Annotated in this window: 18 protein-coding genes, 1 tRNA gene and 1 riboswitch; of the genes, 8 read left to right on the top strand and 11 right to left on the bottom strand. The window is 63.1% G+C overall.

Annotated features, from left to right (window positions below):
• Positions 1–42: 42 nt before the first annotated feature.
• From D5400_RS21040 to D5400_RS02840, 9 genes are all read right to left on the bottom strand, one after another.
• On the bottom strand, positions 43–213 hold the full coding sequence (locus D5400_RS21040; RefSeq protein ID WP_164527764.1) for a hypothetical protein: 171 nt from the start codon (positions 211–213) through the stop codon (positions 43–45).
• A gap of 77 nt (positions 214–290) precedes the next feature.
• Positions 291–974 (bottom strand): exopolysaccharide biosynthesis protein, encoded by a 684-nt coding sequence (locus D5400_RS02875; RefSeq protein ID WP_126007486.1) that lies wholly within the window; start codon positions 972–974, stop codon positions 291–293.
• A gap of 86 nt (positions 975–1,060) precedes the next feature.
• Positions 1,061–1,870, bottom strand: a complete 810-nt coding sequence (locus D5400_RS02870) for an exodeoxyribonuclease III (protein ID WP_126007484.1) — start codon at positions 1,868–1,870, stop codon at positions 1,061–1,063.
• Positions 1,871–1,969: 99 nt separating this feature from the next.
• The gene (locus tag D5400_RS02865) at positions 1,970–2,650 is read right to left on the bottom strand and encodes an outer-membrane lipoprotein carrier protein LolA (protein WP_126007482.1); all 681 of its coding nucleotides are present in this window, start codon (positions 2,648–2,650) and stop codon (positions 1,970–1,972) included.
• 100 nt (positions 2,651–2,750) lie between these two features.
• Positions 2,751–5,561, bottom strand: a complete 2,811-nt coding sequence (locus D5400_RS02860) for an FtsK/SpoIIIE family DNA translocase (RefSeq protein WP_126007480.1) — start codon at positions 5,559–5,561, stop codon at positions 2,751–2,753.
• Between the two features lie 116 nt (positions 5,562–5,677).
• On the bottom strand, positions 5,678–5,911 hold the full coding sequence (locus tag D5400_RS02855) for a DUF2798 domain-containing protein (RefSeq protein ID WP_199864404.1): 234 nt from the start codon (positions 5,909–5,911) through the stop codon (positions 5,678–5,680).
• A 44-nt stretch (positions 5,912–5,955) separates the two neighbouring features.
• Positions 5,956–6,561: a 3-isopropylmalate dehydratase small subunit gene (leuD, locus tag D5400_RS02850; protein ID WP_126007478.1), complete on the bottom strand. Its 606-nt coding sequence runs from the start codon at positions 6,559–6,561 to the stop codon at positions 5,956–5,958.
• 111 nt (positions 6,562–6,672) lie between these two features.
• Positions 6,673–6,924 (bottom strand): hypothetical protein, encoded by a 252-nt coding sequence (locus tag D5400_RS02845; protein WP_126007476.1) that lies wholly within the window; start codon positions 6,922–6,924, stop codon positions 6,673–6,675.
• Between the two features lie 80 nt (positions 6,925–7,004).
• Positions 7,005–8,129 (bottom strand): NAD(P)/FAD-dependent oxidoreductase, encoded by a 1,125-nt coding sequence (locus D5400_RS02840; RefSeq protein WP_126007474.1) that lies wholly within the window; start codon positions 8,127–8,129, stop codon positions 7,005–7,007.
• Positions 8,130–8,248: 119 nt separating this feature from the next.
• Here D5400_RS02840 and D5400_RS02835 point away from each other — a divergent pair, with 119 nt between their 5' ends.
• The gene (locus D5400_RS02835) at positions 8,249–9,175 is read left to right on the top strand and encodes an HpcH/HpaI aldolase/citrate lyase family protein (RefSeq protein ID WP_126007472.1); all 927 of its coding nucleotides are present in this window, start codon (positions 8,249–8,251) and stop codon (positions 9,173–9,175) included.
• Positions 9,172–9,378, top strand: a complete 207-nt coding sequence (locus D5400_RS02830) for a DUF1737 domain-containing protein (RefSeq protein ID WP_126007470.1) — start codon at positions 9,172–9,174, stop codon at positions 9,376–9,378. Before D5400_RS02835 ends, D5400_RS02830 begins: the two co-directional genes overlap by 4 nt.
• Positions 9,379–9,400: 22 nt before the next feature.
• Here the strand turns inward: D5400_RS02830 and D5400_RS02825 are convergent, their stop codons facing one another.
• On the bottom strand, positions 9,401–9,823 hold the full coding sequence (locus D5400_RS02825) for a metallopeptidase family protein (RefSeq protein ID WP_126007468.1): 423 nt from the start codon (positions 9,821–9,823) through the stop codon (positions 9,401–9,403).
• A gap of 288 nt (positions 9,824–10,111) precedes the next feature.
• Between D5400_RS02825 and D5400_RS02820 the strand changes: the two genes are divergently transcribed.
• The 5 genes from D5400_RS02820 (at position 10,112) to gcvP (ending at position 18,839) form a co-directional block, all read left to right on the top strand.
• Positions 10,112–11,311, top strand: coding sequence for an ABC transporter substrate-binding protein (locus tag D5400_RS02820; protein ID WP_126007466.1), 1,200 nt, complete (start codon positions 10,112–10,114; stop codon positions 11,309–11,311).
• A 35-nt stretch (positions 11,312–11,346) separates the two neighbouring features.
• Entirely contained in the window at positions 11,347–14,061 is a 2,715-nt protein-coding gene (locus tag D5400_RS02815; protein WP_126007464.1) for a methyl-accepting chemotaxis protein, read from the top strand.
• A 109-nt stretch (positions 14,062–14,170) separates the two neighbouring features.
• A riboswitch (glycine riboswitch) is annotated at positions 14,171–14,269 on the top strand.
• 227 nt (positions 14,270–14,496) lie between these two features.
• Positions 14,497–15,594, top strand: a complete 1,098-nt coding sequence (gene gcvT / locus D5400_RS02810) for a glycine cleavage system aminomethyltransferase GcvT (protein ID WP_126012625.1) — start codon at positions 14,497–14,499, stop codon at positions 15,592–15,594.
• 26 nt (positions 15,595–15,620) lie between these two features.
• The gene (gene gcvH, locus D5400_RS02805; protein WP_126007462.1) at positions 15,621–15,983 is read left to right on the top strand and encodes a glycine cleavage system protein GcvH; all 363 of its coding nucleotides are present in this window, start codon (positions 15,621–15,623) and stop codon (positions 15,981–15,983) included.
• Between the two features lie 6 nt (positions 15,984–15,989).
• Positions 15,990–18,839 carry an aminomethyl-transferring glycine dehydrogenase gene (gcvP, locus tag D5400_RS02800; RefSeq protein WP_126007460.1) on the top strand — a complete coding sequence of 950 codons (2,850 nt, stop codon included), beginning with the start codon at positions 15,990–15,992 and terminating at the stop codon, positions 18,837–18,839.
• Between the two features lie 139 nt (positions 18,840–18,978).
• Here gcvP and D5400_RS02795 read toward each other — a convergent pair.
• Positions 18,979–19,053, bottom strand: a tRNA-Gly gene (locus D5400_RS02795).
• Between the two features lie 234 nt (positions 19,054–19,287).
• Between D5400_RS02795 and D5400_RS02790 the strand changes: the two genes are divergently transcribed.
• Positions 19,288–19,797: a prolyl-tRNA synthetase associated domain-containing protein gene (locus D5400_RS02790; protein ID WP_425364898.1), complete on the top strand. Its 510-nt coding sequence runs from the start codon at positions 19,288–19,290 to the stop codon at positions 19,795–19,797.
• Positions 19,798–19,829 lie beyond the last annotated feature (32 nt).

Below are 19,829 nucleotides of genomic sequence, written 5' to 3'. Positions count from 1 at the left end.
GCCCCCGAACGAGGCCCTTTTTTTTTATCCTGATTGGCGATCTTACGTGTCGCCATTTCCCTTGTGCTTCTTCGGCTGCGTGGCCGAAACGGGGTCGCTGGCAGGGAACGTGTCTTCCAGACCCTCTTCCAGATTGTCGTCGGTATCCTGGTGCTTGCGCTCTTCTTCCAGGCTTTCCTTGGCGGGGTTTTTCGTCTTTTCGGAATCGTTCATTTTGTAAGCCTCCTTGGTTGGAGGGATAACGCATGGGCCCGCATGATGTTGCGCTGTCGCTTAAATAAGAGCCGATTTTACATCGCTTCCACGGCGTTACCGACAAAGAGGAACAGCGCCGAGCCTCCGCCTCCCAGAACGATATAGCCGAAGAGGGCCAGAAGCCCGTCCCGGGTGACGAGTGCCGTGGCGAACAGCGTCACGGCCGTGGCCAGCAGGGACGAGGAGAACGGTACGAGCTCGAAGAACGGCATCGCCGCACCACACGCGACGCACAGGAACTGCGGGATGAGAGCGAGAGGCGGCTGAACGAGCAACTCCACGCGCGGGCGCGTGATCCTGTCAGCAAAGCGCACCGGCCGTTCCATAAAGTCCAGTGCCCGGTTCAGCCGATCGCGCCCAACCTCGCGCTTCAGGATCCATCGCGGCAGCCAGACATGATTGCGCTGCAGGGCCATCTGCACCGAGATCAGAGCGATGATGAAGCCGCCGATCGATGAGAGCCCCGGAATGCCGCTCAACGGACTGATGATGATCAGGCCTGGCACCAGCAAGAGCGGCGCAAAGGATGCGCGACCGAGCGCAGTGACGATATCCGCAATTGAGACGACGTCACCATCGCCAGCCGCCCGAACACAGGTGACGATGGATTGCAGAGGGTTGTCATCGTCCATTGCGAGCGTGCCGCAGTCTTCTGCACCCGCGCCCGCACCCGCGTCTGAGCCTTCGCCCGCTCGGTCCTCATGTCCTGCCTCGTTCAAATGATTGCGCTTTCGATGATGTGCGATAGATGATGAACGAACGAGATCGGTGGTTGTTGCCCGTAGAGCGCTATGCGGGCGATTGTCTAGAGATCGAAATGGGCGATGACCGGAACGTGATCTGATGGACGGTCCCAGCCGCGCGCCTCGCGCAGCACATCGATCCGCGTGAGGTTCTCGACGAGATCGGCCGACGACCAAATATGATCCAGCCGGCGCCCGCGGTCCGACGCTTCCCAATCCTTGGCGCGATAGCTCCACCAGGTGAAGATCTTCTCCTCCGGCGGGATGTGCACGCGCATCAGATCGGTCCATGCACCTGAGCTTTGGGCCAGCAGCAGTCCTTCAGTTTCGATCGGCGTATGGCTGACGACGCGCAGCAATTGCTTGTGCGACCAGACATCGGTTTCAAGCGGCGCGATGTTGAGATCACCTACAAGGACGGAGGATATGCCCTCTTCCCGTTCCCGCTCGGCATGCACCAGCTTCAATTCGGCCAGATAAGCGAGCTTGTGCGCGAATTTCGGATTGATCTCGGGGTCGGGCTCGTCTCCGCCCGCCGGGACGTAGAAATTGTGGATCCGGATGCGCTTGGCGCCCGCCGCGATGACACAGGAGGCATGCCGGGCATGGCCCACATCGCCGAAATCCATTCGTTCTTCGGCGAGGATCGGGGTGCGCGAGAGCGTCGCGACGCCGTGATAGCCCTTCTGCCCGTGCGCGAGAATGTGCTCGTAGCCGAGCTTGCGCAGACGTTTGAAGGGGAACGCGTCGTTCGGACATTTCGTCTCCTGCAGGCACAGGACATCCGGACGGTGACTTTCGAGAAAGGCTTCCACGAGAGGCAGGCGCAGGCGGACGGAATTGATGTTCCACGTGGCAATCGAAAACGACAAAGAAAAAATCCCCGGCAGATGATGCCGGGGATGTATCGTGCACCTTGCCTTCGAGGCAATGGCGGAAGTTTTGGCGCGCTCAAATGGCGCAAACAGACCTTAACGCTGCGTGCCGCGTCCGCGCAGCTGATCATAGGGCACATCGAAGACGTTCGCGGCAAAATCGACGCCGGTGCGAACGTTCATGATCATCACCGTCGTTTCCTTGTTCTGCGCGTCCAACATCGTCCACTGCTTCAGATCATAGGTGTTCGGGTCGAACATCATGGTGATCTTCGAATTGCCGAACATAGAACTGTCCGACATGACGATGGTGATCAGATCCGGCTGCTGGTTGACCGACTCGACGTTCGATGCCGACAGATCGATGCTTTCCGACAGAAGAAGCGCCAGAGGCGTCCTGTTCAGCGGATAGACGTCCCAAGTGCCAAGTTTCTGGTTTCCGATCACCACCGAGTCACCGTCCGAAATCACGCGGATCGGCGACGGCTCCTGGTAGTTGAACCGCATCTTGCCGGGCCGGGCGATGTGAAAGGTCCCGCCGGTCTGTTCGCCGCGTGGGCCGAACTGAACGAAGTCACCGGTCATCGTGCGGATCGAGGCGAAATGGTTCGCGATCTGCTGGGCGATCTGGCTGTCCTGCGCTGCTGCAGGGGTCGGAATGGCGGCTGCCATCGGCATCGCCACGAGCGCCATGGCCAGCAGGCCGACTGCGCCCTTCAGCACGGAGCGCCGCGAGCGGGCGCTGGTGTTTGTTCCTGCTTCGAGTCTTGTGGTCATCGTCTTCTCCTACGAAGCGTTTTTTCCCAATCAACTGCGGCGCCACTATGTCGGTTCCTCGTGCGGCGAGAATGCCGCACCCAACACGCTTGGAGCGCCGTCACCGACCGGAAATGTCGTCTTCGGTCGGCACCAGGATTTCGCGCTTTCCGGCATGGTTGGCGGGACCGATGACCCCTTCCTTTTCCATGCGCTCGATCAGCGACGCCGCGCGGTTGTAGCCGATCCCCAGGCGGCGCTGGATGTAGGACGTCGACACCTTGCCATCTCTGAGAACGACGGCGACGGCCTGGTCGTAAGGGTCGTCCGAGCCTTCAAGATTCGATGTCCCTGCCGGACCGCCACCGCCGCCGCCTTCGCCGTCCTCGTCGTCTTCCGTGATCGCGTCGAGATATTCGGGCACGCCCTGCGCCTTCAGATGCGCCACGACGTCCTCGACTTCCTCGTCGGAAACGAACGGCCCGTGCACGCGCTGGATGCGCCCGCCGCCGGCCATGTAGAGCATATCACCCATGCCGAGCAGCTGTTCGGCGCCCTGCTCGCCCAGAATGGTGCGGCTGTCGATCTTCGACGTGACCTGGAAGGAGATGCGGGTCGGGAAGTTCGCCTTGATCGTGCCGGTGATGACGTCCACCGACGGACGCTGCGTCGCCATGATGACGTGAATGCCGGCAGCACGCGCCATCTGCGCCAGCCGCTGCACCGCGCCTTCGATCTCCTTGCCGGCGACCATCATCAGGTCGGCCATCTCGTCGATGATGACGACGATGTAGGGCATCGCCTCCATCGCGAACTCTTCCGTCTCGTAGACCGCCTCGCCGGTCTCGCGGTCGAAGCCGGTCTGGACGGTGCGCGAGATGGTATCGCCCTTCTTCAGGGCCTGCTCGACGCGCTGGTTGAAGCCATCGATGTTGCGCACACCGATCTTCGACATCTTCTTGTAGCGCTCTTCCATCTCCCGGACGGTCCATTTGAGCGCGACGACGGCCTTCTTCGGATCTGTCACCACCGGTGTCAGAAGATGCGGTATCCCGTCATAGACGGAAAGCTCGAGCATCTTCGGGTCGATCATGATCAACCGGCACTTCTCCGGCGACATGCGGTAGACGATCGACAGGATCATCGTGTTGATGGCGACCGACTTGCCCGAGCCGGTGGTACCGGCGACGAGCACGTGTGGCATCTTCGCGATGTCCACCACGACGGCATCGCCGTTGATCGACTTGCCGAGCGCAAGCGCAAGCTTGGCCTTGGACTGTTCGAAATCGCGGCTGGCGATGATTTCGCGCAGATAGACCGTCTCGCGACGCGCGTTCGGCAATTCGATACCGATGGCGTTGCGCCCCGGCACGACGGCCACGCGGGCCGCGATCGCGCTCATCGAGCGGGCGATGTCGTCGGCAAGACCGATGACGCGTGACGATTTGATGCCTGGCGCAGGCTCCAATTCGTACAGTGTCACGACCGGGCCGGGCTTTACCTGGATGATCTCGCCTTTAACGCCGAAATCCTCCAGCACGCCTTCCAGCATGCGCGCATTCTGCTCGAGAATCTCGTCGGAGAGGCTCGCATCGCGACCGAGGTTCTTGGCCTCGTTCAGCAGGTCGAGCGACGGCATGTCGAACCCGTCGCTGCCCTCTGCCGCCGCTTCGCGGTTGATGCGGACGGGCTTACGCACCTTTTCGACAGGCACCGGGGCACGGGCTGCCTGCGGCATCTGTACCGGGGTGGGAGCGGGGGCTGCAACCGTGCGGGCAGGCTGGCGGCGAGGCTCCGGCGCCCAGTCGGGCTCGACCATGCCGTCATCCAGATCCTCAGCGTCGTCGTCAACGGCGTGCAGACGATCATCGAGATAGCTGTCATCCTCGTCAATCGCCATAGGCTCCTCGAACGAGGGCTCGATCGGCCGGGCAGGCGTGCGGCGTTTCGGCGCCGGCGCGAAATCGAGCGCGTCGTCGTCGTTGTCGATACGGTCATCGAGTTCGATCGATGGCGCTATGCGGCGCTTGACGACAGGTGCTTCCGCCAATTCCGGTTCGCGACGGCCATCCAGGGTCACGAAGGTATCGTCGTTGAAATCGTAAGGCTCTTCGAATTCGTCACGGCCTCGGTCTTTCCCGATGCGTCCACCGCTGATCCGGCGCGCCGTAGCCCGCATGGAATACCACCAATGTGCCATCGCACCGAGCGCGAGCAGGCGGCCGCTTTCCGGCTCGAAATCGTCGTCCTCGATGTCGTCCTCGACGAGATCATCCTCCTCGTCGGCATCGAAGACGTCGCGGCGATCGACCAGCACGGCGGCATACATGGAGAGCCAGACTGCAGGACCGATGAGCACCAGCCCGATCAGCACGGAATAGATGCCGGAAGGAAAGCCGCCGATCAGGGAGGCGGGGACGCGCAGAATCATGTCGCCGAAAACACCGCCAATGCCCGTGGGCAATGGCCAGTGAGCCGGCGGCGTGACGCAGGCGAGCACGGCGGAGAAGAGAGCCGCGCCGATGATCCATGCGACCATCCGCCGGAAGACCGGCACCAGCGGTACGCCGCGAAAGAGGAAAATGGCCCAGAAGACAGGGGCGATCATGGCAAAGACGGCGCCGAGACCGAAGAACTGCATGCCGATATCGGCGAAAGCGGCACCCGCAAAGCCGAGCGCATTGGTGGGGCGCCCGCCATGGGCATAGGAGAAGCTCGGATCGTTGACGTTCCAGGTTGCCAATGCGCCGACGGCGAAAGCAAGGAGAGCGACGATCGTCAGCGCGCCGGTGATGCGCAACGGTGTTTTCAGAAGTGGCGGAACGCGAAAGATCGATCGCTGATTCTGCCGGGCAGCCAGCTGGCTGTATCCCGGTCTTTCACGTCCGCGTCCGCCGAAACTGCCGTTTTCAACTTCGATTGCTCGTCGCATGCCACACCCGCATTGCGCGCCGCAATTGGCGCAAATTACGGGCAAACACTAGCCGCGCCATGGTTAATGGCCGCTTAACTCACGTCTTGGAAGCATTGGGAGGAAGGTCGGACGCGCTAGAGCGTCATGCGCTGGATGGCGCCCCTGACGAGCGGCGCGACGACGGTCATGATCGGGGCGGCCACGAGCCACGATGGGATCCATGCCTGGAACCAGAGGGCTCCGAGTCTCGGATCGGACAACCCGACCGCCGAAACGGTCGAGATGCCGGAGACGATGCACGTCATGATGCAGGTGACCACGACGGCAAACAGGATGGGGGCGGCCCAGCGCGGAACGAAGGGAGTCACCGTGTGACCCCTTCTGCTTCGACACCGAAGGGCCGCACCATTGGTCAGGCCCAGGGACGGGTGTCGGCGAGCTTGGATTCGTAACCGGAGATCGCCGAAGCGCGTTCCATCGTCAGGCCGATATCGTCGAGACCGTTGAGCAGGCAATGCTTCTTGAAGGAATCGATCTCGAAGCGGATGACGCCGCCATCCGGGCCGCGAATTTCCTGGGCTTCAAGATCGATCGTCAGCGTCGCATTCGAACCGCGCTCGGCATCGTCAAGCAGCTTTTCGAGCTCGTCCTTGGAGACGACGATCGGCAGAATGCCGTTCTTGAAGCTGTTGTTGTAGAAGATGTCCGCGAAGCTCGTGGAGATGATGCAGCGGATGCCGAAGTCGGCGAGCGCCCAGGGCGCGTGCTCGCGCGAGGACCCGCAGCCGAAATTGTCGCCCGCGACGAGGATCTTCGAATTGCGGTAGGCTGGCTTGTTCAGGACGAAATCCGGATTCTCGGACCCGTCTTCCAGGTAGCGCATTTCCGAAAACAGTCCGGTACCGAGACCAGTGCGCTTGATGGTCTTCAGATAGTCCTTCGGAATGATCATGTCCGTGTCGATATTGACGATCGGCAGTGGCGCCGCGACACCGGTGAGCTTGTCGAACTTTTCCAAAGGACTGATCTCCGCTTCAATTCCGGCCCGCTTTAGCAAAGCCCGGCCGGAAAATGAAGAGGTATGACGTCGCTGGCGCTTCGCGAGAGAGAACCGCGGAGCGCGTACGGCTTACTGATCGATAATCGTCCCGCGGCCGTCGTTCCAGATGCGCGGCTCGCGATTGCGGCGCGCATTCTGCGTGCGGGCCATCACGGGGCGAGCCTGGTTGGATCCGAACACTTTGAGTGCAAGCGCGGTGCTCAAGCCGACGACCAGCACGATGCCGACGAAGGCGAGGCCGAGTGCGGCCATGATGGCGAAGGATGCAACGGCCAGCGTGAGGCCGATGACGGTTTGGATCGCGTTGCGCAGCGTGTCCATCGATTGGGTATCCTGTTTCAACACAGCCAATGTGGAGCTGCAATCAAGGCGCTTCAATGGCAGCGGCGCTCACGAACATGTCAAATGACATTGCGCTCCAGAAACGGTCGTCCGGCCGCGATGCGCTCGTATCCGAAGGCGCGGCAGTCGATCGTGCGATAGGCACCATGCACGATCATTTCCGCGACTGCCCGCCCAGCAGCCGGCGCCTGCTGCAGGCCGTGGCCCGAGAATCCGTTGATGAAATGAAAATTCGCGATCTCGGGATGCGGGCCGATCACCGCGTTCTGGTCGAGCGTGTTGTATTCGTAATGACCCGCCCAGGCACGCTCGAAACGGATCGCCTCGAACGCGGGGATGCGGTGGGCGAGCGCGGGCCAGATGATCTCGTCGAAGAGATGATAATCCGGCTCGAAATCATCGGCCTCGGCAGCCGCGTCGCCGGGCGGCGTCGTTCCAGTGATGAAGAGGCTGCCTTCCGGCCGGACATAGACGCCACTCGGATCGACGGTCAGCGGCATCGCCGGCAACATGGTGCGGGCCGAAAAAACGAACACCGTGCGTTTGCGCGGCTCCACCGGAAGATCGATGCCAGCCAGCCCCGCCAACCTTCCGGCTGACGGACCGGCCGCATTCACCAGCGCGCCGCAGGAAAGCTCCGCCCCGTCATCCAGGCGGCACGTCTGCACACGACCACCTTTCGCCTCGACCCCCGTGATCCGCGCATGCAGAAGGGCCACATTGCGACGCCGGAGTTCGCCCCGGATGATTGCCAGCAACCGATGCGCGTCGAACCAGCCCTCGCCGCTCCGCCCGAACCCGCCCGCCGCCAGCCCTTCTGTGTTCAACCAATCGAACTGCGCAGCGAGCTCGGCCGAGTTCAGGAGTGCGATATCGGCACCTGCGGCCTTCTGGACATCATGGTTGGCTTCGATCTGCGCCTGACCCTCGGCGCTTGCGAGAATGAGGTAGCCGTTCTCCGTCAACCCCACATCGGCGTCGGGCCCGAAGCGATCGACGAGGCCGCGGATGAAGTCCAGCCCGAACAGCGACAGCGCGATGTTCTCGGGTTCGGAGAACTGCTGGCGGATAGAGGCGGCCGAAAGCGTGGTCGATGCCTTCGAGTAGGTGGGATCGGGCTCGACAATGGCGATGGACCCGGTAAAACCTTCCTCCCGCAGGAAAAGTGCAACCATGCTGCCCATGATTGCGCCGCCGGCGATGACAATGTCGAAACGGGATGACGGGGAAGTGCTCGTCGGAAGAATCACGGGTGCTCGCTCAAGCTCTTGCGTGGCTGCAGCCTGAAAGGCAAAACAGCGCCATGTCAAATCGCTCCGCCTCCGAACAGCAGCCGTCCCGTCCCGTCCGTCCGCGCCGAAGCGTTCTCTATGTGCCGGCGCTCAACGAGCGTGCCATCGCCAAGCTGCCGACGCTCGACTTCGATGTCGTGATCTTCGATTTGGAAGACTCCATCGCGCCAGACCAGAAGGATGCGGCGCGGGAGAACATGCGGCAGGTGCTGCGCGACCTCGACCTGCAGGGCCGCGAGCGCATCGTCCGCATCAACGGGCTCGATACGCAGTGGGGAACGGAAGACCTGCTGGCCGCCCGCGCAGGCGACGTCGACGCGATCCTGCTTCCCAAGATCGAGGAGCCGGCGGCGATCCAGGCGGCCGCCTCCGCGCTCGACCAGACCGACGCACCCGAGACGATGCGGCTCTGGGCCATGATCGAAACGCCGAAAGGCATCATGAATGCCGGTCATGTTGCCGCTGCGGCCAGAACCTACGGTTCACGGCTGGATTGCTTCGTCGTCGGGCCGAACGATATCGCAAAGGACACCGGCGTTCGCGTCACTCAGGGCCGGCCCTATCTCGTGCCTTGGCTGATGCAGATCCTGCTCGCCGCGCGCGCCTTCGGGCTCGATGTGATCGATGGCGTCTACAATGATTTCCGCGACACGGCAGGGTTCGCGGACGAGTGCCACCAGGGCCGCGACATGGGTTTTGACGGCAAGACGCTGATCCACCCGGCCCAGATCGCGGCAGCCAACGACGCCTTCGGCATCGGCGTTGACGAGCGACAGCATGCGGAACGCATCGTCATGGCGTTCGACCAGCCTGCAAACGCGGCCAAAGGCGTCATCAATATCGATGGGCGGATGGTGGAGCGGCTGCATCTGACCGATGCCCGACGCCTTTTGACCAAGGCTGACGCAATTGATGCGCGCAAGGGAGCACGGACATGAAACTCTATCGACTGCTGACCGGACCGGATGACGCGAGCTTCTGCCACAAGGTGACGGCGGCACTGAATAAGGGTTGGCTGCTCAGCGGCTCGCCGGCCTATGCCTTCGACGCGGAAACGAAGACCATGAAATGCGCGCAGGCAGTCTACAAGGAAGTCGAAGGCGTCGACTACGTCCCGGAGATGAAGCTCGGCGAGCAATGACGGCCAGCTGTGGGTCGACCGGTCAGTCGACCGTCTCTTCGATCCGTTCCATGTCGTCGTCGCTGAGGCCGAAATGGTGGCCGATCTCGTGGATGAGGACGTGGGCGATGATGTCGCCGAGCGTTTCCTCGTTTTCCGCCCAATAATCGAGAATGGGACGACGATAGAGCGTGATGCGGTTCGGGAACTCGCCGGTTTCCAGCGAAAAGCGCTCGCCGACACCGCGGCCTTCGAACAGCCCAAGCAGGTCGAACGGGGTCTCGAGCGCCATGTCCTCGAAGATTTCGTCTGACGGAAAGTCGTCCAGCCGGATAATCACGTCGCCGGTCAGAGCACGGAACTCGTCGGGCAGGCGTGCAAACGCCTCGCGTGCCAGTGACTCGAATTCCGCCAGCGAAGGCGCATAAGCCCTCGTCCAGTCGTTCGTTTGGTCCATTTCCGCCATCGGTACCCTTTCTTTCGGGCCATATAGGCGATTGCAGCGTGCAGTGCGAGAGGCAAAGCGCTGCGCGACATTGCTCGACGCGACGACCAAGCCGAGCCAACAATGCTCGCGTGAAGAGCAAAACTGATCCATGTCAATTCGTGGGTGCGGCGTTTAATCTTTTTTAGGATGCATTTTATTCAATAGTGCGGTCGGCTTCGGAAGGTGTGGGCTCTCCGAATACATGATTGTTTGTCGACACTCCGGCATGCCCGGGATGCTGTACACACGCAATCCTCGGGGGATTACATGTCGCATGCACGGCGCCTTGGCGGCGGACGGACCATTGCAGCCTTATTTACGACAGCGCTGCTCGCCTCGACCACCAGTTTCGCACAGGAAGCAGTGCAAAACCGCGAAGACGGTGTTTTCGCCGACCGGATCGTGTTCGGCCAGGCGGCGCCGCTCGATGGCCCGGCCAGTGCTCTCGGCTTGGGCATGCAACTCGGCATTCAGGCCGCATTTCAGGAAGTCAACGCCGCCGGCGGCGTGCACGGGCGACAGCTCGAGCTGATCAGCCGTGACGATCATTATGAACCGGCGCGATCCATCGACGAGGTCCGGCGCCTCATCGGCCAGGACAAGGTCTTCGGCCTGATCGGGCCGGTCGGCACGCCCACATCGGCCGCGACGCAGCCGATCGCGATGGAAACCAACGTCCCCTTCATCGGCGCCTTCACCGGCGCCGGCTTCCTGCGCGATCCGAAGCTCGCCAACGTGGTCAATATTCGGGCGTCCTACGACGCCGAGACCGAAACCTGGATGAAGCTTCTCGTCGATGAGCGCAAGCTGAAGCGCATCGCCATACTCTACCAGGATGACGCCTTTGGTCGTGCGGGCCTGAGCGGCGCGGTCGCCGCCCTGGAACGCCGCGAAATGGAGCTAGTGGCGCGCGGCACCTACCAGCGCAACACGACGGCCGTGAAGGCAGCGCTGCTGGAGCTGCGCAAAGCGAACGCACAGGCCGTCGTGATGGTCGGTGCCTATCTGCCGATCGCGGAATTCGTGAAGGTGGCCCGGTCGATCGACTTCGACCCGACATTCGTCAACATCTCCTTCGTCGGCTCCGATGCACTCGCCTCCGCGCTCGACGGTGAAGGCGAAGGCGTCATCGTCTCGCAGGTGGTCCCCTTCCCGTGGGACGAAACCAACCCGCTGATCGCGGCCTACCAGGCAGCGCTTGCCAATGTGGATGGCGAAGCGAAGCCGAGCTTCGTCAGCCTGGAAGGTTACATCACCGGCCGCCTCGCAGCGATGGCGATCGAGGAAGCCGGCCCCGAGCCGACGCGCGAAGCGTTCCTGAACGGCATCCGCAAGCGCGGCAGCTTCGAGATGGATGGCCTCACGCTGCAGTTCGGTCCTGAAGACAATCAGGGCCTGGACGACGTCTTCTTGACCGAAATCGGCCCTGACGGTGCGTTTCGCCCGCTCGCCGGCCCGCAAAGCTGATCGCTTTGCCCGACACTCCATCAGGAACCAGAATCATGGCAACTCACAACGAGACCAAATCAGTGTCAGCCGCCGCGAAGCGACGTGGTGGCCTCGGCGTGCGCGGCAAGCTGACGGCCGCGGTCGCCGGCATCTCGACGCTCACCGTCGTGGCGATCGGCATCGCCGTCGTGTCGTTCCAGGGCGCACAATCGGAATTCAAGCGCTTCAACGAAGAGCAGGTTCCGCAGGTCATCAGTGCCGGCGAACTGGCCACGTTCAGCACTGACGTGACGATTGCGTCATCGCAGCTCATCAACGCCGAAGAAGAAACCGAACGCACAGAGGCATTCGAGCGCCTCACTGCCGCGGTCGGCACGCTGATCTCCAGCGCGGAAGCCCAGGGCAGTTCAGCCGACAGCGCGCCTGCGGTCGTCGAGCTGCGCGAGCGTGCACAGGCTTTCGAAGCCAATCTGGATGAGCTCGACGGCCTGACGCGTCAGAACATCGTCATCCGCGAAGAACGCGACCGACGCCTCGTCGAACTGTTCGCGCTCCATGACAGCCTTGCGCTGGCGCTCCAGCCGCTTGCCGACGATGCCTATTACACGCTGATCTTCGACGGCGAATCCGCGGCAGTGGAAGCAAGCGACGTCATCGGCGGCATCCTCAATGAGGACATGCAGACCTTCCGCCGCCTGCTCAGCCTGCGCATCGAAGCCGGCTCCACCAGCGCGGCGACATCTGGTTACCTTCTGACCGAAGACGGCGCGCTTGCACGCACCTTCGACGATCGCATGATCGCCGCCTCGGACCGCCTGAAGCTTCTCATCGAACAATTGCAGGCATCGGGCAATCTGCCGCCGATCGAAGCCGAGCTCACCATGCTGGCCGACATGCCGACGGCCGCGCGCACCATGCGCCGTGACCCGCTTTTCGCCAGCGGTTCCCCAGCAACGCGCCGCTTCATGTCCCAGCTGATCGATGTCGGTCATTCGGTCGACCTGGCGCTGATCGATGCCGTCGACGACATGCTGTTTGATCTTACGATAGGCGGCGAACGCGCTGTCGAGCGCAGCACGGCGACCATCACGGAGCTGGTCGACATTCAGGTGAAGCAGCTCAAAGAGACGCTGGAGATGATCTCCACGCTGCGCGAATTTACCGCGCTCATCGTTCAGGGCGCGCTGACCAACGATCCCGAGGCCATCCGCCGCCTGCAGGATCGTGCGCTCGGCCTCTTCCTGACGCTCGGCACCAAGATGCAGGCAACCGGCTATTCCGATGACGCCGGGCAGCTGCCGCAATTGCAGACATTCGCCGACAGCAACAACGGCCTGATCGCACTGCGCGGCCAGCAGCTCGCCATCACCGAAGAGGTCGGCATGATCGTCGACACGGTCTTCACCGACACCGTGGCGATGAACGGACTGATTGCGCAGGTCGTGGATACGCGCCGCGCTGCAATTGCGGCCGACTCCACCGCACTGGCCGAAAGCCTTCAGGCCCGCGGCTACCTTCTCATGACGCTTGGCGCGGCGGTGCTACTCCTGGCCGGCCTCATCGGCTACTTCGTGATCTCGCGCGGTATCGCCCGCCCGTTGACCAGCCTGATCGGTGCGACGCGCGATCTTGCCGATGGCAAGCTTGACGTGACGATCGCCCATGCCGGCCGCAGCGACGAGCTGGGCCAGCTGGCCCGCGCACTGGGTGTCTTCCGCGAAAACGCGATCGAGAAAGCCCGGATGGAAGCGGAAGCCGAAGGCACGCGTGCCGAACGCGAGGCAAACCGCGAAGAGCGGGAGCGCATGAAGGCGGAGAATGCCCGGGTGACGCAGATCGCCGTCGATGCCCTCGGCGAGGGCTTGGCGCGGCTTGCCGAAGGCGATGTCTCCGTGCGCATCGACGAGCCTTTCGTATCGAGCCTCGAAAGCCTGCGGCTGCACTTCAACAGCTCCATGCACAAGCTCAGCGAGACGCTGGAGATGGTGCGGGAGAACGCACACTCGATCAGCAGTGCATCCGCCGAAATGCGGGCCGGCACGGATGACCTGTCGCGCCGCACTGAACAGCAGGCCGCATCGCTCGAAGAGACCGCAGCGGCGCTCGAGGAAATCACTGCGACAGTGCGCAATTCGTCCACCCAGGCCGACAACGCCCGCCGCATGGCAGACGAAGCCAAGGCCGGCGCGGAGCGCTCCCGCGTGGTGGTCGAGGATGCCATCGCGGCGATGGCCCGCATCGAGGATGCATCGGGCCAGATCGCCCGCATCATCGGCGTCATCGACGAGATTGCCTTCCAGACCAACCTTCTTGCACTCAATGCCGGGGTCGAGGCCGCGCGCGCCGGAGATGCTGGGCGCGGCTTCGCGGTCGTAGCTCAGGAAGTCCGCGATCTGGCAGGCCGTGCAAGCGGCGCGGCCAAGGAGATCAAGGAACTGATCAACCGCTCCGGCACGGAAGTGGATGCCGGCGTGAAGCTTGTCCGCGCCACAGGCGATGCGCTGAGCGAGATCGAGCAGCATGTCGTTCAGGTCAACGCCGCAGTGGCGACCATCGCGACGGCCGCCCGCGAGCAGTCTGCGGGTCTCGGCGAGATCAACCACGCCGTTAATCACATGGACCAGATGACCCAGCAGAACGCCGCGATGGTGGAAGAAACCACCGCCGCGACGCACACGCTGGCCGGCGAGGCCGAAGCACTGCGCGAGCTCGTCGCCCAGTTCGTCATCGACGCACCGGCCCGCAGCACACAGCGCCGCGCAGCCTGAACGACAGCCGAAGCGGCAAGCTTGAAAAATACTGCGGGCGGGCGATCGCGGATCGCCCGCCCGTTTGCGTCATCCGCTCTTGCATTTGCGTCGGTTTCGCATAACGTGCGGCCACTCGATGGGAGAAGCCGGACCCCGCTTGGGAGCGCCGGTGCCGAAGGAGCAATCGCCCCCGGAAACTCTCAGGCAAAAGGACCATCGGGTACCGACAGACTCTGGAGAGAGGCGCTCGTTGCAGCGTCCGCCGAAGGGATAACAATCTCAGGCAAAGGGACAGAGGGGGCGTCGTGTCGAAGGCATTCCCGCCTTCGTGTAGAACCGACGCCGGTCGTATGAGCCTTGCCGCCCTTTTTCGGGATCAAGGCTTCCGGCGCAGTCCGGAGATGACGCTTGGGCGACGCAGCAGCACCCCTTTTGAAGACCCCGCTTCACGCGATGCATGTGGCCGCCGGCGCGCGCATGGTCCCCTTCGCGGGCTACGACATGCCCGTCCAATACGCCACCGGCGTCATGCGCGAACACCTCCACACGCGCCAGAAGGCGGGTCTGTTCGACGTGTCCCATATGGGCCAGGTTGAACTTCACCCTAAGGACGGCACGGTCGAAACCGCGATGCGTGCGCTGGAAACCCTTGTCCCCGTTTCGATCCTCGCGCTGAAGTCCGGCCGACAGCGTTACGCGCTCTTCACCGACGAGAATGGCGGTATCCTCGATGATCTGATGGTGGCCAATCGGGGCGATCATCTTTTTCTCGTCGTCAACGCAGCCTGCAAGGCGGATGATATCGCCCATCTCGAAAAGCATCTGGGCGAAAGCTGCGAGGTGCGCGTGCGTGACGACCGGGCCCTGCTGGCACTTCAGGGTCCGAAAGCCGCGGACGTGCTGACAGCGCTCGATCCCGCCATCGCCGATATGGTGTTCATGGATGTGCGTGATGCGAACCTTGCTGGCATCTCCGCGATCGTCTCCCGCTCCGGCTACACCGGCGAGGACGGCTTCGAGATCTCCGTCGCCGCCTCCGATGCGCCCGGACTTGCCCAGCGACTGCTGGAGAACGAGGACGGCGCCTGGATCGGACTCGGCGCCCGCGATTCGCTACGTCTCGAAGCCGGCCTCTGCCTTTATGGCAACGACATCACCAAGGCGACGACACCCGTCGAGGCAAGCCTCGAATGGGCGATCCAGAAACCGCGCCGCACCGGCGGCGAGCGCGCAGGCGGCTTTCCCGGTGCCGACATTATCCTCAAGCAGCTGGATGACGGCGCACCGCGCCGTCGCGTCGGCCTGAAGCCGGAAGGCCGTGCTCCCGTGCGCGATGGAGCCTCGCTTTTTGCAGAGGCAGAAGGCGGCGAGCCGATCGGCCGCGTCACCTCCGGCGGTTTCGGCCCGAGCGTCGACGGCCCGATCGCCATGGGGCTCGTTCCGACCGAGACAAGCGATGCTGGCACGAAGCTTTATGCCGAAGTGCGCGGCAAGCGGCTCCCGGTCGTCATCTCGCCCCTACCCTTCGTCACCCAAACCTACAAACGATAATCACCGAGCATCCAGGGAACAGCATCATGTTGAAATTCACTGAAGACCACGAATGGCTGAAGATCGAAGGTGATACCGCTACCGTCGGCATCACCAACCACGCCGCCGAGCAGCTCGGCGATCTCGTCTTCGTGGAGCTGCCGGATGTCGGCGCGAGCTTCGAGAAGGGTGGCGATGCCGCAACGGTCGAATCGGTCAAGGCCGCATCGGAAGTCTACGCGCCGCTCGCCGGCGAGATCACCGAGGTAAACCAGGCGATCGTCGACGATCCGTCTCTCGTCAATTCCGACCCTACGGGCGCCGGATGGATGTTCAAGCTGAAGCTCGCAGATCCGTCCGCCGCCGACAGCCTGCTCGACCAGGACGCCTACGAAAAGCTGATTGGATAAAACGCCATGACGTTCAAGCGCACCGACTACCAGCCTTACGATTTCGCCAACCGCCGCCATATCGGCCCCTCGCCCGAAGAAATGGCCGAGATGCTGAAGGTTGTGGGCGCGGAAAGCCTCGATGCCCTGATCGACGAAACGGTTCCGAAGGCGATCCGCCAGGCCGAGCCGCTCGCCTGGGGCGCGCCGATGACCGAGCGCGAGGCGCTGGACCGGCTGCGCGAGACCGCCAACATGAACCGCAACCTGGTCTCGTTGCTTGGCCAGGGTTACCACGGCACCATCACGCCGCCGGTCATCCAGCGCAACATTCTGGAAAACCCCGCCTGGTACACGGCCTACACGCCCTACCAGCCGGAAATCAGCCAGGGCCGGCTCGAGGCACTGCTCAACTTCCAGACGATGGTCTGCGATCTGACCGGCCTCGATGTCGCCAATGCATCGCTTCTGGACGAGGCGACGGCTGCCGCCGAAGCAATGGCCATGGCCGAGCGTGTCTCCAAGTCGAAGAGGACGACCTTCTTCGTCGATGCAGAATGCCATCCCCAGACGATCGCCGTCGTGCGCACCCGCGCCGAACCGCTCGGCTGGGACGTCGTCGTCGGCGATCCCATGAGCGATCTCGATCCCGCGCAGGTATTCGGCGCGATCTTCCAGTATCCCGGCACCAACGGCCAGGTCCGCGATTTCACCGACGTGATCGCGAAGTTGCACGGCGAGAACGCGATCGCCATCGTCGCAGCAGATCCGCTTGCGCTCGCGCTCCTGAAGACACCGGGCGAAATGGGCGCCGATATCGCCTACGGTTCGACCCAGCGCTTCGGCGTGCCCATGGGCTATGGCGGCCCGCACGCCGCCTATATGGCCGTGAAAGATCAATACAAGCGGTCGATCCCCGGCCGGCTCGTCGGCGTTTCGGTCGATGCGCGCGGCAACCGCGCCTATCGCCTGGCGCTGCAGACGCGCGAACAGCACATTCGCCGCGAGAAGGCGACGTCCAACATCTGCACCGCGCAGGTCCTGCTCGCGGTGATGGCCTCCATGTACGGCGTCTTCCACGGTCCGCTCGGCATCAAGGCGATCGCGCAGCGCGTGCACGAGCGCACGGTGATGCTGGCCGAAGGGCTGGAAAAGATCGGATACGCGATCGACCAGGACGTGTTCTTCGACACGATCAGCGTCGATGTGGGCCGCCTGCAAGGCGCGATCATCCGCTCCGCGCTCGAAGCCGGCATCAATCTGCGGCCGCTCGGCAAAAATCGCATCGCCATAACGCTCGACGAACGCACCCGGCCCGGCGTGATCGAAACCGTGTGGCGCGCCTTCGGCGGCGAGATGAAGGCGGATGGCAAGGCGGGCTGGCGCATTCCGGACAAGCACCTGCGCAAGTCCGATTACATGACGCATCCGATCTTCCACATGAACCGCGCCGAAAGCGAGATGACGCGCTACATCCGCCGGCTGTCGGACCGGGATCTGGCGCTCGACCGCTCGATGATTCCGCTCGGCTCCTGCACGATGAAGCTGAACGCGACGGCGGAAATGCTGCCGATCACCTGGCCGGAATTTTCCGAGCTGCACCCCTTCGTGCCGGCCGATCAGGCGCTCGGCTACCGCCACCTGATCGACGATCTGTCTCAGAAGCTCTGCCAGATCACCGGCTATGACGCGATTTCCATGCAGCCGAACTCCGGCGCGCAAGGCGAATATGCGGGGCTTCTCACGATCCGCGCCTATCATCTGGCGAACGGCAACGCCCACCGCGACGTCTGCCTCATCCCGACCTCGGCGCATGGCACCAACCCGGCGTCGGCGCAGATGGTCGGCATGAAGGTCATCGTCGTCGCAGCCGCCGACAATGGCGACATCGACGTGGAGGACTTCCGCGCGAAGGCCGAGCAGCACTCGGAAAACCTTGCCGCCTGCATGATCACCTATCCCTCGACGCATGGCGTGTTCGAGGAGACGGTGCGCGACATCTGCGCCATCACCCACGAGCATGGCGGCCAGGTCTATCTCGACGGTGCCAACCTCAACGCCCTCGTCGGTCTTGCCCGGCCAGGCGACATCGGCGCAGATGTAAGCCACCTCAACCTGCACAAGACCTTCTGCATTCCCCATGGCGGTGGTGGTCCGGGCATGGGCCCAATTGGCGTCAAGGCGCATCTGATCCCTTATCTTCCGGGCCATCCGCAGAACGGCGGCGACCACGGCCCCGTTTCGGCAGCGCCCTTCGGCTCACCCTCGATCCTGCCGATTTCGTGGAGCTACTGCCTGATGATGGGTGGCGAAGGCCTGACCCAGGCGACGAAGGTCGCGATCCTCAGCGCCAACTACATCGCCAAGCGGCTCGAAGGCGCGTTCGACGTGCTCTACAAGTCGAAGGCGGGCCGCGTCGCCCATGAGTGCATCATCGACACCCGACCGCTGCAGCAATCGGCCGGCGTGACCGTCGAGGATGTGGCAAAGCGCCTGATCGATTCGGGCTTCCACGCCCCCACCATGAGCTGGCCCGTCTCCGGCACGCTGATGGTGGAGCCGACCGAATCGGAAACCAAGGCCGAGATCGACCGGTTCTGCGAAGCGATGCTCGCCATCGCCCGCGAAGCCAAGGACATCGAGGAAGGCGGCCTCGACCGGGACAACAACCCGCTCAAGAACGCGCCGCACACGGTGGAAGATCTCGTCGGCGAGTGGAACCGCCCCTACAGCCGCGAACAGGCCTGCTTCCCGCCCGGCTCCTTCCGCGTCGGCAAATACTGGTCGCCCGTCAACCGCGTCGACAACGTCTACGGCGACCGCAACCTGATGTGCTCCTGCCCGCCGGTGAGCGAATATCTGGAAGTGGCGGAGTAGCGAACGAACGCTTGTGGCAACGAGGCCGGCGCTGCTTAGCGCCGGCTTTTGCATATGGAAGCCTCGGGAAAACAGAAACGCCAAAACCTCCCACCGATCAGACGGTGGAAGCTGCATAACTGAACGATCGAAGAGAAATTGGAGCGGGTGAAGCGATTCGAACGCTCGACCCCAACCTTGGCAAGGTTGTGCTCTACCCCTGAGCTACACCCGCTCAATCGCATGGTCCGGGGGTGACGATGGACCGCGATGTCGAAGCGCTTGGCGCGTCGACCGGCGCTGTATGACGCAAGCCGCTGCAGATTGCAACAGGCAAAATCGCGTGGGCCTTTCAAAATTTTCCAGCGCCTGGCGCGAGCTCGCGCATCTCGCCCGGGCCAACGTTTGCCTCTCAGTCCAAGGCGCCATATGAAGCAGCACCACAGGCAGGAAGCGAGACTGGAGGCGGATGATGAGCGAGTGGACCGAGGCGCAACGGGCATTGTTCGAGCGGCTCGACCGCCTGTCAATCACGCATGAGACGCGCCGCCATGCACCGGTCTTCACCGTCGCCGAAGCCCAGGCGCTGCGCGACGACATTCCGGGTGCGCACACCAAGAACCTGTTCGTGAAGGACAAGAAGGGGCGCTACTTCCTGCTTGTGCTCGAGGAAACGGCCGAGGTGGACCTGAAGCAGGTGCATGGCCTGATCGGCGCGAGCGGCCGCGTGTCTTTCGGCAAGCCAGACGCACTGATGGAGTATCTGGGCGTCGAGCCGGGCTCGGTCACGTCTCTCGCGGCGCTCAACGATCGCGAAGGAGTGGTCACCGTCGTGCTGGACGCCGCGCTGATGAAAAACGACACCATCAATGCCCATCCGCTCTCCAACGATGCAACGACATCGCTGAGCAGCGCCGATCTCATCCGTTACCTGCAGGACTGCGACCACGACCCGCTGATCTTGAAACTTTCAAGCTGAATGCCGATTTTGCGGGCAGATCAGGCCCGATC

Source organism: Georhizobium profundi, from assembly GCF_003952725.1.
Lineage (GTDB): Bacteria > Pseudomonadota > Alphaproteobacteria > Rhizobiales > Rhizobiaceae > Georhizobium > Georhizobium profundi.
Note: the sequence above shows the minus strand (reverse complement) of the source record. Positions and strands in the feature narration are given on the sequence as shown.

Coding starts and splice junctions, on each gene's coding strand:
- D5400_RS21040 (WP_164527764.1), bottom strand. CDS start 213: ATGAACGATTCCGAAAAGACGAAAAACCCCGCCAAGGAAAGCCTGGAA.
- D5400_RS02865 (WP_126007482.1), bottom strand. CDS start 2,650: ATGACCACAAGACTCGAAGCAGGAACAAACACCAGCGCCCGCTCGCGG.
- D5400_RS02860 (WP_126007480.1), bottom strand. CDS start 5,561: ATGCGACGAGCAATCGAAGTTGAAAACGGCAGTTTCGGCGGACGCGGA.
- D5400_RS02845 (WP_126007476.1), bottom strand. CDS start 6,924: ATGGACACGCTGCGCAACGCGATCCAAACCGTCATCGGCCTCACGCTG.
- D5400_RS02840 (WP_126007474.1), bottom strand. CDS start 8,129: ATGGGCAGCATGGTTGCACTTTTCCTGCGGGAGGAAGGTTTTACCGGG.
- D5400_RS02835 (WP_126007472.1), top strand. CDS start 8,249: ATGTCAAATCGCTCCGCCTCCGAACAGCAGCCGTCCCGTCCCGTCCGT.
- D5400_RS02830 (WP_126007470.1), top strand. CDS start 9,172: ATGAAACTCTATCGACTGCTGACCGGACCGGATGACGCGAGCTTCTGC.
- D5400_RS02825 (WP_126007468.1), bottom strand. CDS start 9,823: ATGGCGGAAATGGACCAAACGAACGACTGGACGAGGGCTTATGCGCCT.
- D5400_RS02820 (WP_126007466.1), top strand. CDS start 10,112: ATGTCGCATGCACGGCGCCTTGGCGGCGGACGGACCATTGCAGCCTTA.
- D5400_RS02815 (WP_126007464.1), top strand. CDS start 11,347: ATGGCAACTCACAACGAGACCAAATCAGTGTCAGCCGCCGCGAAGCGA.
- gcvT (WP_126012625.1), top strand. CDS start 14,497: ATGCATGTGGCCGCCGGCGCGCGCATGGTCCCCTTCGCGGGCTACGAC.
- gcvH (WP_126007462.1), top strand. CDS start 15,621: ATGTTGAAATTCACTGAAGACCACGAATGGCTGAAGATCGAAGGTGAT.
- gcvP (WP_126007460.1), top strand. CDS start 15,990: ATGACGTTCAAGCGCACCGACTACCAGCCTTACGATTTCGCCAACCGC.
- D5400_RS02790 (WP_425364898.1), top strand. CDS start 19,288: ATGATGAGCGAGTGGACCGAGGCGCAACGGGCATTGTTCGAGCGGCTC.